Origin of the sequence: Flavobacterium sp. (genome assembly GCF_029242675.1) — a bacterium.
Lineage (GTDB): Bacteria > Bacteroidota > Bacteroidia > Flavobacteriales > Flavobacteriaceae > Flavobacterium.
On record NZ_JAQWTM010000333.1, the window covers coordinates 1 to 13845 of the forward strand.

Annotated in this window: 9 protein-coding genes; all 9 read left to right on the forward strand. The window is 35.3% G+C overall.

The window, feature by feature from the left end; all coding sequences use genetic code 11:
* Nucleotides 1-633 (forward strand): phosphate acyltransferase (locus P8M54_RS12115; RefSeq protein ID WP_300288139.1); only part of this gene is annotated, 633 nt, incomplete at its 5' end.
* A gap of 49 nt (nucleotides 634-682) precedes the next feature.
* Entirely contained in the window at nucleotides 683-1264 is a 582-nt protein-coding gene (ruvA, locus tag P8M54_RS12120; protein ID WP_300288140.1) for a Holliday junction branch migration protein RuvA, read from the forward strand.
* Nucleotides 1265-1288: 24 nt separating this feature from the next.
* Entirely contained in the window at nucleotides 1289-8437 is a 7149-nt protein-coding gene (sprA, locus tag P8M54_RS12125; RefSeq protein WP_300288141.1) for a cell surface protein SprA, read from the forward strand.
* A gap of 85 nt (nucleotides 8438-8522) precedes the next feature.
* Complete coding sequence (gcvH, locus tag P8M54_RS12130) at nucleotides 8523-8903, forward strand: glycine cleavage system protein GcvH (RefSeq protein WP_300288144.1); 381 nt, start codon at nucleotides 8523-8525, stop codon at nucleotides 8901-8903.
* Entirely contained in the window at nucleotides 8896-9279 is a 384-nt protein-coding gene (locus tag P8M54_RS12135; protein ID WP_300288146.1) for a VanZ family protein, read from the forward strand. The genes gcvH and P8M54_RS12135 overlap by 8 nt, the downstream gene beginning before the upstream one ends.
* Nucleotides 9280-9478: 199 nt before the next feature.
* Entirely contained in the window at nucleotides 9479-10222 is a 744-nt protein-coding gene (gene deoC, locus P8M54_RS12140) for a deoxyribose-phosphate aldolase (protein WP_300288147.1), read from the forward strand.
* A 5-nt stretch (nucleotides 10223-10227) separates the two neighbouring features.
* Nucleotides 10228-12336: a gliding motility protein RemB gene (locus tag P8M54_RS12145; protein WP_300288148.1), complete on the forward strand. Its 2109-nt coding sequence runs from the start codon at nucleotides 10228-10230 to the stop codon at nucleotides 12334-12336.
* Nucleotides 12337-12473: 137 nt separating this feature from the next.
* Entirely contained in the window at nucleotides 12474-13376 is a 903-nt protein-coding gene (cyoE, locus tag P8M54_RS12150; protein WP_300288150.1) for a heme o synthase, read from the forward strand.
* A 2-nt stretch (nucleotides 13377-13378) separates the two neighbouring features.
* A partial coding sequence (locus P8M54_RS12155; protein ID WP_300288149.1) for a heme-copper oxidase subunit III occupies nucleotides 13379-13845 on the forward strand: 467 nt, incomplete at its 3' end.

Below are 13845 nucleotides of genomic sequence, written 5' to 3' on the forward strand. Positions count from 1 at the left end.
CATTCTAGAAGTTATTCTTCAGTGGTGAAACCGATGTTACAATTAGTAGATAAGGCGCCTGGTGCTTCTATCATTGCTACTACAAACATGATGATGACTTCTCGTGGTCCAATGTTTTTATCGGATACAGCAATTAATATCGACCCATCAGCTGATGATTTGGCGAAAATTGCAATTATGACGGCAAAAACTGCAAGAATGTTTGGTGTTGAGCCAGTTATAGCAATGGTTTCATTTTCTAATTTTGGTTCATCGACGGATTCAAAAGCATCGAAAGTGAGAGAAGCGGTTGCCTATTTGCATGAGCATCATCCTGATCTAATTATCGACGGAGAAGTACAAGCTGATTTTGCTTTAAATCCTGAAATGCTAAAAGAGAAGTTTCCTTTTTCTAAATTAGCTGGGAAAAAAGTAAATACCTTAATCTTTCCTAATTTAGATTCAGCTAACATCACTTATAAATTATTGAAGGAATTGAATAAGATCGATTCAATAGGGCCGATAATGTTGGGACTTAGCAAGCCAGTTCATATTTTTCAATTAGGAGCAAGTGTGGAAGAAATGGTAAATATGACTGCAATTGCAGTTATTGATGCACAAGAAAAGCAAAAGAAAAAAGCAGCTAAAGTTTAATTTTATTTAGCTTGCAGATCCATTTATAAAGTACGTTAATATATCAAACATGATTGCACACTTACAAGGTAAATTAGTAGAAAAAACTCCAACGGAAGTTGTAATAGACTGCGGTGGCGTTGGATATCATGTTAATATTTCATTGCACACCTATTCGTTATTGCCAAATGCTGACTTTATTAAATTATTCACCCATTTGCAAGTAAAGGAAGATTCACATACTTTATTTGGTTTTTTTGAGAAGTCAGAAAGAGAAATATTTAAACTACTGATTTCAGTTTCAGGAATTGGTGCTAGTATTGCTAGAACGATGTTGTCCTCTTTAGAACCAAGGCAAATTATCGAGGCAATTGGATCAGGAGATGTCTCAACGGTGCAATCCATAAAAGGTATTGGAGTTAAGACAGCGCAAAGAGTAATTCTCGATTTAAAAGAAAAAGTACTCAAATTGTACGATTTAGACGAAGTTTCTATGGTCCAAAGCAATACAAACAGAGATGAGGCGTTATCTGCTTTGGAGGTCTTAGGTTTTGTTCGTAAAACTTCAGAGAAAATTATTGAAAAAATTGTAAAAGAGGACCCAGAAGCTTCTGTGGAATCAATTATTAAAAAAGCATTAAAAAATCTATAAAAGGAATTGAGAAACTCGAATTGTATGCATAAAATTACTGTTTTTTTTCTTGTTTTATTTTGTGGTTTTGTATCACTAGCTCAAGTTAAAAAAGAGCCTCAGGATACAATTAAAAAAGGATTTTCGGTTGGAAAAGTTCAATTGAAAGACCCACAAAGTGTATTGGCTGCGTATAAATATGATCCCGTTACGGATAGGTATATCTATACCAATTCAGTAGACGGGTTTTCCATTAACTACCCTATAATATTAACTCCAAAAGAATACGAGAGATTGGTATTGAAAGAATCCATGCGGAATTATTTCAAGAAAAAGAGTGATGCTATCGATGGAAAAAAAGAAGGTAGTGAGGAAGCTAAAAAAGATTTATTACCTAAATATTATGTCAATTCAGGTCTTTTTGAATCTATTTTTGGTAGTAATACCATCGATGTAAAGCCTACAGGGTCTGTAGAAATGGATTTGGGAGCCCGATACACGAAACAAGATAACCCCTCTTTTTCACCAAGAAATCGCTCGAATCTATCTTTTGATTTTGATCAAAGGATCAGCATGAGTCTAGTAGGGAAGGTAGGAACGAGATTAAATGTAAATGCTAATTACGATACTCAATCGACCTTTGCATTTCAAAATTTATTTAAGTTAGAATACGCACCTTCAGAAGATGATATCATTCAAAAAATTGAAGTTGGTAACGTAAGCATGCCTTTAAACAGTTCTTTAATTAGAGGCGCGCAAAGTTTATTTGGAGTTAAAACACAGTTGCAATTTGGTAAAACTACAGTAACAGGTGTGTTCTCAGAGCAAAAATCACAAACCAAAAGTGTAGTCTCACAAGGTGGAGGTACGCTTCAGGATTTTGAAATGTTTGCTTTAGATTACGACAACGACAGGCACTTTTTTCTTTCTCAGTATTTTAGAAATAAATACGATGCCGCTCTTAAAAATTACCCTTTTGTAGATAGTAGAGCTCAAATTACCAGAATAGAGGTTTGGGTTACCAATAAACAAACACGATTAAATACTACTTCTAATAACCTTAGGAATGTTATTGCACTTCAGGATTTGGGTGAAGCCCGATTAACGGGACTTGCTGATAACGAAGTCGTAGTTTTAGACCCATCTACAGGAATTTTCAACAACCCTACTGATTCGCCTGCGGATAACTCTAATAACGATTATGATCCGGCACAAATTAAACTGGGAACGGGGCTTTTAAACAACAATATTAGAGAAATTGCTACGGCGAGTTCTGGTTTCAATGCAACAGTTAGTGAAGGTCAAGACTATTCAAAACTTGAAAATGCCCGTAAGTTAACGGCAAACGAATATACCTATAACGCACAGCTTGGATACATCTCCTTGCAGCAGCGATTAACTAATGATGAGATATTAGCTGTTGCGTACGAGTACACTATAGGCGATAAGGTGTACCGCGTAGGAGAGTTTGGTAATGATGGTGTCGATGCGACCCTAGTTACAGGAACACCACAATCATCACAAGCGGTAATTACGCAAAGTTTGATTTTGAAAATGCTGAAAAGTAATTTGACAAATGTAAAAAATCCAGTTTGGAATTTGATGATGAAAAATATTTATCAAATTCAAGGTGCTTATCAAATTAAGCAACAAGATTTAAGATTTAATATTCTTTATACTGATCCATCACCTTTAAATTATATTTCGGCAGTCGACGGCAGTCCTTTTCCAGCAAACCCAACGCCTGATAATAAAGTAGAACAAACTCCTTTATTACAAGTTTTTAATTTAGATAAATTAAATTATAATAATGACCGTCAAGCAGGTGGAGATGGTTTTTATGACTTTATCCCGGGTATTACAATAGACGCACAGAACGGTCGTATAATTTTTACCACGAAGGAACCTTTTGGAGAATTACTGTTTTCTAAATTATCTAATACAGGTTCGGCTGAAAATTACAATGATGTAGCGACCTATAATGCCAACCAAAGAAAATATGTTTTTAGGAACATGTACCGCAATACCCAATCTGGAGCATTACAAGATAGCGAAAAAAACAAGTTCCTTTTGAGAGGAAAGTATAAATCTTCTGCCACAGACGGAATACCAATTGGAGCCTACAATGTGCCACAAGGATCGGTAGTGGTTACTGCTGGTGGTCGCGTTTTAATTGAAGGAATTGATTACAGCGTAAACTATCAATTGGGAACGGTTCAAATTCTAGATCCTTCACTCCAAGCCTCGAATACACCTATCAACGTTTCCGTTGAGAACAATTCTATTTTTGGACAACAAACGCGCCGTTTTATTGGAGTAAATGTCGAACATAAAATTTCGGATAACTTTTTGATTGGGGCTACCTACATTAAAATGTCTGAACGTCCTTATACCCAAAAGTCTAGTTTCGGCCAAGAATCAGTGAATAATACTATTTTTGGACTTAACACTAATTTCTCTACTGAGGTCCCTTTTTTAACACGATTAGTTAATAAATTACCTAACATTGACACTGATGTTCCCTCTAATTTATCGGTAAGGGGAGAAGTAGCATTTTTGCAGCCAGATACACCTAAAGCAGATCGTTTTGAGGGAGAATCAACTATTTACGTAGATGATTTCGAAGGTTCGCAATCAACTATAGATATGCGTTCTGCTTTTGCGTGGAGCTTAGCTTCTACACCGGATAGGAATGCACGTAGTACGTATGATTTTAATGCTTCGGCAAATGATTTAAGCTACGGTTTCAAGAGAGCAAAAATGGCGTGGTATACTATTGACCCAATATTTTATGCGCAAAAACCAGCTGGTATTACTAATGATGACCTTTCATTTAATTCCACCAGAAGAATTTTTAGTGAGGAACTCTACCCATTGACTGATATCGCGCAAGGGCAGTCACAAGTTATCAATACGTTAGACCTTACCTATTATCCATCAGAAAGAGGTCCTTATAATAACAGCACCAATTTTGCTGCAAGCCCAAGAGATAATTTTGGAGGTATTATGAGGTCAATCAACTCTACTAATTTCGAGCAAGGAAATGTAGAATATATTCAACTTTGGATTTTAGATCCTTATGTGGGTAACGGTAAAACTGCACCTAGTAATGTGGGTAAAATTTACTTTAATCTAGGTGAAATAGCAGAGGATGTACTGAAAGATGGAAGAAAACAATATGAAAACGGTTTAGGGCCTGATCAAATTTTGGTTAATCCAAGACCTATTTGGGGAGATGTTCCTGCCTCGCAGTCTTTAATTTATGCTTTTGATACTAATGCTGATACTAGAGCCAATCAAGACGTAGGTTTAGACGGTTTGCCAAATTCAAAAGAAGGTGCGGTTTATACTAATTACGCATCGGATCCGGATCCTGCTGCGGATGATTACAAGTATTATCTAAATACTTCGGGAGGAATCGTAGACCGTTACAAAAACTATAATGGAGTTGATGGAAATTCAGATGTGGACATTAATAATCCTAATAGGGCAGCTAGCACAGTTCCTGATGTTGAAGATGTCAATAAGGATAATACCATGAATACAATCAATGCTTATTATGAATATAGCATTGAAATGACGCCTAATATGGCAGTGGGACAAAATTACATTACTGATATTCGAAATACACAGGTAACACTCGCTAACGGTGAAGTAACTGATGCACGATGGATACAATTTAAAATACCGGTTTCACAGCCAGAAAATACAATCGGAAATATTTCTGATTTTAGATCCATCCGTTTTATGAGAATGTTCATGACGGGATTTACTAATAATGTAACCATGCGTTTTGGAGCTTTAGACCTCATTCGTGGTGATTGGAGAAGGTATACCAATACCTTAGATTTTAATGATACGAATGTGTCGGATGACAATACAACACTAGATGTATTAGCAGTAAATATTCAAGAAAACAACGAAAGGTGTCCAGTCAATTATATAGTTCCTCCGGATGTTCGTCGAGAGCAATTGTATAATAACAACACTTTAATTAATCAAAATGAGCAGTCGTTGTCATTACGTGTTTCCGGTGACGGATTAGAGCCAGGAGATTCTAGAGCGGTATTTAAAAATGTGAGTATCGACATGCGTCAATTTAAAAAACTTAAAATGTTTTTACATGCTGAATCGTTGCCTTTCCAACCTGTATTAAGAGATGATCAAATGGTAGGATTTATACGTTTTGGTAATGACTTTACGCAGAATTTTTATCAAATTGAAATACCGTTAAAAGTAACAACGCCATCGTCAAATTCGCAAACTAATTGTTCGCCTTTGAGCGCAGAGGCTGTTTGGCCAGCTGATAATAATATTGATCTTTCATTAGCCTTATTAACCAAGTTGAAAATTATGGCAATGGGAATTGATTTGAGCACCTTACCTGCTGACGGAATTTACTACCAAGAGGAAGACCAGCTTGATCCTGACTTGTCAAATAAAATCAATAAATTAAGGCTAGGAATTAAAGGGAATCCTAATTTTGGATTTGTTCGTACCTTAATGGTTGGTGTTAAAAGTAAGGAAACCATACAAGATATTAAAGGAGAGGTGTGGTTTAATGAACTTCGTTTGGCTGATATGGACAACCAAGGAGGTATGGCGGCTGTATTGAATATTGATACTAATTTAGCTGATTTTGCAACTGTTTCTGCCACTGGTAAGAAAAGCACTATTGGCTTTGGCACGGTAGAGCAAGGACCTAATGAACGACGTCGTGAAGACGTTCAACAATATAATGTGGTTACCAATATAAACTTAGGTAAGTTGCTTCCGCAAAAGTGGGGAATCAATTTTCCATTTAATTATGGAATAGGCGAAGAGATTATAACACCACAATACGACCCATTTAACCAAGATATAAAACTGAAGCAACTGTTAGAAAACACAACCAACGAAGCTGACAGAAGTAATATTAATAATAGAGCTATTGATTACACCAAGCGTACAAGTATTAATGTTATTGGTGTAAGGAAACAACGTAGTCCTGAGCAAAAGCAACATGTATACGATCCTGAGAATTTCACATTTTCACAATCGTATAATCAAGTCGAACGCCATGATTATGAAATTGAACAGTATGTTGATCAACAAGCAAGCACCTCAGTGGACTATGCTTTTACCTTTCAACCAAAACCAGTAGAGCCTTTTAAAAAGTCGGGCTTCTTCAAGAAAAGTAGTTATTGGAAATTATTAAGTGATTTTAATTTCAATTATTTGCCTTCAAACATTTCGTTTAATACCAATATAAACAGGCAATATAACCGTCAGCAATTCCGACAAGTAGAAGTGCAAGGGTTAGGATTAGAGCCTTTGTATAGAAGAAATTTCATGTTCAATTATCAGTATGGTTTCAACTATAATTTAACTAAATCATTAAAATTAGGTTATACAGCATCGTCAAATAATATTGTTCGAAATTATTTAGATCAAAACAATCAATCTATAGATAGCTTTACAATCTGGGATAGTTATTGGGATATTGGTACTCCTAATCAACACATGCAACAACTGGTTGTGAATTACGAGATTCCAATCAATAAAATTCCGGTATTTAGTTTTATTAAAGCTAACTATTCGTACACGAGTGATTACAGCTGGCAAAGAGCTTCAACAGCCTTGTCTCAAATCGAAATTGATAACACTAGTTATAATTTAGGAAATACGATTCAAAATGCACGTTCCAATAATTTGAACGCCAATTTAAATATGGAGATGCTGTACAAGTATTTAGGGTTGTCCCAAAAAGGAACAAGTACGGTATCAAAACCAAAAGCAACTATTCCTAAACCAGGGGAGAAGATTGTCAATAATAACCAAGCACCGGCTCAAAGCAATGAGTTCATGAAAGGATTATTGGGCGTGTTGACTAGTGTTAAAAACATACAATTAAATTACACTGAAAATAGTGGTACCGTTTTACCAGGTTATACCCCGAGTATAGGATTCCTAGGTTCGTCTCGACCTTCATTAGGATTCGTTTTTGGTAGTCAGGACGACGTTCGTTATGAAGCGGCTAAAAATGGTTGGTTGACAAATTATCAAGATTTTAATCAAAACTTTACTCAGGTTACCAACAAGGTTTTCAAATCGACCGCTAATGTTGATTTGTTTCCAGACCTTAAAATTGATTTAACTGCGGATCGATCGCTGTCTGAAAACTATTCAGAGCAATATGATGTATCTGCAGGAGGTATATATAATTCACGTTCTCCTTATACCTACGGATTGTTTTCAGTCTCAACAGTATTGATTAAAACGTCATTTTCTAGGAGTGATGAGGTCGCATCAGCTGCATTTGATGCGTTCAGAGCAAATAGGTTTGTAGTGGCCAATAGGCTTGCAACTGCACGCGGTATCGATGTCAATAATCCAGCTAATATCGATGCAGATGGTTATCCAATAGGATACGGTAAAAACAATCAAGCAGTATTGTTGCCGGCGTTTTTAGCAGCTTATTCAGGAGCCAATGCAGATAATGTCTCTCTAGGAATTTTTAGAAATGTTCCTATTCCTAACTGGAATATCAAATACAATGGATTAATGCGTTTTGATGTGTTTAAGCGTAATTTCAAACGTTTTTCACTTCAGCATAATTACAGAGCTTCCTATACTGTAAATCAATATCGATCTAATTTTGAGTTTGATAAGACTCCAAATGGAGTAGATGGTAGTGGTAATTTTTTCAACAAAATTATCATGTCTAACATTAACCTAGTGGAGCAATTTAGCCCATTAGTTCGTATGGATTTTGAATTAAAAAGTTCTTTGAAGGTCCTAACAGAAATAAAGAAAGACCGTGCGCTGTCAATGAGTTTTGATAACAATTTACTAACGGAAGTTAAAGGTATCGAATACGTAGTCGGGCTAGGATATCGTTTTAAAGATGTTATTTTTACTTCACGACTTGCTGATAATCCATCAGGAATAATAAAAGGAGATATCAACCTAAAAGGGGATTTGTCGTATCGTAATAATCAAACTTTAGTTAGGTATTTGGATTATGACAACAATCAGTTGGCTGGAGGGCAAAACATATGGTCTATGAAAATCACTGCTGATTATTCGTTTAGCAGAAACTTAACGGCAATTTTTTATTACGATCATTCCTTTTCGAAAGCAGTTATTTCAACTTCATTTCCGTTGACTAACATTCGTTCTGGATTTACGCTTCGTTATAATTTCGGGAATTAATTTTAGTTTCTTCTCTAGAATTGAATAGAAGATTATTACATTTGTGAAGTAAAAAATTAATTATTAATTATCAATAAGAATTTATATGAGTATTCCATCAAATTTAAAGTATACTAAAGATCACGAATGGGTTAGTATCGAGGGAGATATCGCAATCGTAGGTATTACACATTTCGCACAAAAAGAATTAGGTGATATTGTATACGTTGAGGTTGAAACTTTAGATCAAACTTTAGAAAAAGATGAGGTTTTTGGAACTGTTGAGGCAGTAAAAACGGTATCTGATTTATTCTTGCCTATGGCTGGTGAAGTAATCGCTTTCAATGAAGATTTGGAAAGCACACCTGAAACAGTAAACTCAGACCCTTACGGTGCGGGATGGATGATTAAAATCAAAGTTGCAAACACTGCTGATTATGATGCATTGCTTTCAAGTGAGGAGTATACAGCCTTAATTGGTGCGTAAAAATAGTGCTTTATTTGCAGCTGTTTTATGGACTTCGGTGATCTTTTTTTTATGTTTAATAAAATCAAGTGACCTTCCCTATGTAGCAATTAACAATTTAGATAAAGTAGTACATGCCTCTTTTCATCTACTATTTGTGGTGTTGTGGTTTTTGTACTTTAATGAACTCTTCAGCAAGAGTTTTAGTACTAAGGCCTTAGTGTTTGCCTTTTCGCTATCGGTGTTTTATGGTATAGCAATTGAGATAATGCAAACGATCTTTACAACAACCCGTTCAGCAGATGTTTTTGATGTTGTAGCTAATTTGATTGGCGCCATAATAGGAATTCTACTTCTTATAATTGGAAAAAAGATTTTAAATAGAAGAGTAGTATAAAAAAATTTACGATTTTTAAAATGCCCCAAAAAGTTCACTACTATTTGGGGCATTTTATTTAGTTTAAGTACACCACAGTAGCTCACTATTTTTGATTTTAAAGCGAGCCATTTAAAACTAAAAAGTTTAACTAGCTGCTTAAAATATAAAATGTATTTTTGTCCATCACTTGAATTTTTAGTTAATCAAAGCCTCCAAAATGAATATTAGACAATTCCTTGATTCTACATATTTGAAAACAGCTGTACAGGCAGGACTGTCCGAAGCTGAAAACACCCTTGTGGTACAGCAATGTATTAAAGAGGCTATTGATGAAAACTTTAAGTTAATTATGATTAGGCCTGATCAAGTGACGCTGGCAAAACATATGATTACCGAGGCTGGTTCAGGAGTTCAAATAGGAACTGTAATTGATTTTCCACAAGGTAGGTCTGCTATTGAAGACAAGCTTCTTGAGGCTCAATCAGCTATTGATAATGGTACAGATGAATTGGATTTTGTTTGCAATTACGAAGCGTTTAAGATTGGTGAAATTGATCTTGTAAAAGAGGAAATAATCAAAGGAACACAACTCGGATTGGAAAATGGCAAAATCGTAAAATGGATTATTGAAGTTGCCGCTCTTAACGATAAGCAAATTATTCAACTGAGTGCGTTAATTAAAAATTGTATCATCACCAATTTTGAAGAAAAACAATACTGTTCAGTTTTTGTTAAGTCATCAACGGGTTTTTATAATACTGAGGGAGGTTTGCCTAACGGAGCCACTGTGCCTTCGATTATAATGATGTTAGAGAATGCTTCTCCACTTCCTATTAAGGCAGCTGGTGGAGTGCGAACGTATGAAGAGGCAATTGCTATGATACGTTTAGGAGTAAAAAGAATTGGTACATCAGGCGCAAAAGCTATTGCAAATGGTCAAAATTCAGAATTAGAATATTAAGCATTATGAAAAAGAGTTTTTTAGCTTTGTTTTTGTCCCTTTTTACTTTTTTGGTACAGGCCCAAGAAAACGGTTCTAGTCTATCGGCTGAACGATTTCCTGTTTTTCCAGGCTGTGAGAATTTAGAAGGACTGGCTTTAGAAAACTGCTTTTATAATAAGGTTCAAAGTTTTGTTTTTCAAAATTTTGTAGTGCCTGATAACTTGTTTAAAAATGATTTTAAAGGAGAAGTAAAGGTGCTTTTTGAGGTCGATACTAAAGGGGTTTTTAAGGTGATATATGTAAATGCTGTTGATGAGAATTTAATTCAAGAGGCTAAAAGAGTTTTTACTAAATTTCCTAAAATCAGTCCGTCAACCTACAATGGAAAACCCAATTATGCGACCTATACTATTAGCATAGCAATACCCTTAAAAAACCCTGACGAGATTGTTTCTGTAAATGTAGAATCTAAAACGGCTGTAATTCCTGAGAAAAATAAAAGTACAGAGTTGGATCGTATTGTGTACTCCAAGTACAATAGTCCTGAATTAGTAAGTAGTTTGCGAATTCCTTTTTCACATAGTAGCTATGCGCAATTTGATGGGGAGTTAAATCAAGTAGGTAGTAACAATCATACTGCTTCCAAGCCGTATAGTTATGCCGAAGTGTCTAAGTATTACGACATTCAAGCAGCTAACCAAAAATTAAACAGACAAGCTTCCAGTTGGTGGGCAAAAAAGTTGTGGAATGAGAATTTAGTTGAAATTCAAGGTGAGGGATATTGGTTTACTTTAAATCCTATTGTTGATTTGCAATTAGGAAAATCGTCCGATGGAAAAGCGACTTATACCTACGTTAATACACGTGGAATCAATTTTAGAGGAGGATTAGGTAGTCAAATTACTTTTTCAACAACCGTTTTTGAAAGTCAAGGACGTTTTGCGGATTACTTTAATCGATACGCACAATCAATTCGTCCTGCGGGCGGGAATCCTGCTATTATTCCAGGAGTAGGAATCGCTAAAGACTTTAAAACGGATTCGTTCGACTTTCCTTTGGCGGATGCTAATATTACCTTTACGCCAAATAAATTTTTTGATTTGCAGCTCGGATATGGTAAAAATTTTATTGGAGATGGTTACCGATCTTTATTAGCAACTGATGGCGCAAGTCCGTATCCTTATTTGAAATTAAATACTACTTTTTGGAAAATAAAATACACCAATACTTATATGTGGTTGAAGGATGTGCGACCGGAGGTTACATTGGAACGAACGTATGCAACCAAATTCATGGCAAATCACTATTTAAGTTGGAACGTTTCTAATAGATTAAATTTAGGATTTTTTGAATCTGTAATTTGGACCAATACTAATAATAGAGGATTTGATGCAAGTTTTGTAAATCCGATTATCTTTTATCGTTCCGTAGAATTTGCTTCCTCTGCAAGAACAGGAAATGCTTTGCTGGGTTTAACATCTAAATTTAAATGGAACAACAGTATTAATCTATATGGTCAGTTTTTATTAGATGAATTTTCTCTGGGTGATATCAAGAAGAGAGATAATAGTTGGAAAAACAAATTCGGCTATCAAATTGGAGCGAAGTATTATAATGCTTTCGGGGTTAAGAATTTACTTGTTCAGGCCGAATACAATCATGTTCGTCCTTATGTGTACTCCCACAGTGATCCAATTACAAATTACGGACACAATAATCAAAATATTGGTCATCAATGGGGAGGTAATTTCAGAGAAGTAATAGCCATTGCGAGGTACCACAAAGGCAGGTATTATGTTGATGCAAAGTTAACTGCGGGAACGCGAGGTTTGGATTTTGATACCACAGATAATCAATTTAATTATGGAGGAAATATCTATAAATACTATGATGTAAACCGCCCTTTTGATACAGGTGTAGTTGTGGGACAGGGTAATAAAACAACTATTGTAATTGCTGATTTACAAGCAGGGTATTTAGTGAACCCAGCCACTAATTTAAAAATATTTGGAAGTTATATTTATCGAAACTTTGATCCTACTAAAAATACTACCGCTACTTTTAAGGAAAACACGAGTTGGTTTTCGATTGGTTTAAGAACAGATGTGTTCAATTGGTATTTCGACTATTAGAACAGGGCTAACAATTGTTAAATAAATCAGTTGTTTTTTTATGATTTAAAGCTGGAAAAAATATAAAATCTACCTTATAATTTCGCTATCTAATTCGTACCTTTGCAGCAGTTTTATAATCTATAATGCAATCTGAATTGAACACTTCGGCTAATACGTTTTCCTTTAAAGCAATCTTCTTAGATTTCAAAGAAATCACTAAAGCAGGGTTAGCTATTAGTGTTTTGTTTTCTTCCATAGCAGGTTATCTATTGGGATTTGATCAAAACAATCCTTTTCAATGGTCGGTTCTTGTTATGCTTGCTATTGGGGGTTATTGTATGGTTGGTGCTTCCAACGCATTTAATCAGGTTATTGAGAAGGATTTAGACCGCTTAATGGATCGTACTAAAAACAGACCAGTGCCTTCAGGACGCATGTCATCGAATGTTGCTTTGGTAGTTGCTAGTTTGTTGACTATCGTTGGGTTGACCTTGTTGTATATGATTAATCCTAAAACTGCAATGTTTGGGGCAATATCTATTTTTTTATATACAAGTGTTTATACTCCTTTAAAAACAATGACTTCTTTGTCTGTTTTTGTGGGTGCTTTTCCGGGAGCGATTCCTTTTATGCTGGGTTGGGTAGCTGCTACAGGTAGTTTTGGTATTGAAGCAGGTACTTTGTTTTTAATTCAGTTTTTTTGGCAATTTCCTCATTTCTGGGCAATAGGTTGGTTTTTATATGAAGATTATGAAAAAGCGGGTTTCTTTATGTTGCCTACGGGTAAGAAAGACAGAGGTACCGCGCTGCAGGTAATATTATATACGGTTTGGTTGGTAATCGCATCATTGCTCCCAACTTTAGGTTTTACAGGTAAGTTGTTTATTTCGCCAGTGGCAGGGGTGTTAGTGTTTTTGCTAGGAATGTGGATGCTGTTTTATTCAGTGCGCTTATATAAATTAAGAACGACAAAATCAGCAAGAACATTAATGTTAGTGAGTGTTTTGTACATCACTTTATTGCAGTTGATTTATATATTTGATAAATTTTTAAGATAGTTATGGAAGTTAGGATGACAACAGAGGAACATCAGTTAAGAACGGCACGATCATATAAGTTGATTTTGTTGTTTGCAATGGTTAGTATGACCATGATGTTCGCGGGCCTTACTAGTGCATTTGTGGTGAGTAGGTCTCGAGTAGATTGGTTAAAGAATTTTGAATTGCCAACCGCTTTTTATTATAGTACAATGGCTATAATAGGGTGCAGTGTGACTTTTCATTTGGCTAAAAAAGCAATACAAAAGGACAAGCAAAGTGCTACGACTTTGTTTCTTTTAAGTACATTGGCGCTGGGGATTTTATTTGTTGTTTTGCAGTTTGTAGGATTTGGACAAATTGTGGAAAACGGATATTATTTTACAGGAAGCGAGAGTTCAATAACAACAACATTTTTGTATATTGTAACCGTAGTGCACTTGATTCACCTAGCCGGAGGATTAATTTCATTGTTAATTATAATTTATAA

Coding starts and splice junctions, on each gene's coding strand:
- ruvA (WP_300288140.1), top strand. CDS start 683: ATGATTGCACACTTACAAGGTAAATTAGTAGAAAAAACTCCAACGGAA.
- sprA (WP_300288141.1), top strand. CDS start 1,289: ATGCATAAAATTACTGTTTTTTTTCTTGTTTTATTTTGTGGTTTTGTA.
- deoC (WP_300288147.1), top strand. CDS start 9,479: ATGAATATTAGACAATTCCTTGATTCTACATATTTGAAAACAGCTGTA.
- gcvH (WP_300288144.1), top strand. CDS start 8,523: ATGAGTATTCCATCAAATTTAAAGTATACTAAAGATCACGAATGGGTT.
- P8M54_RS12145 (WP_300288148.1), top strand. CDS start 10,228: ATGAAAAAGAGTTTTTTAGCTTTGTTTTTGTCCCTTTTTACTTTTTTG.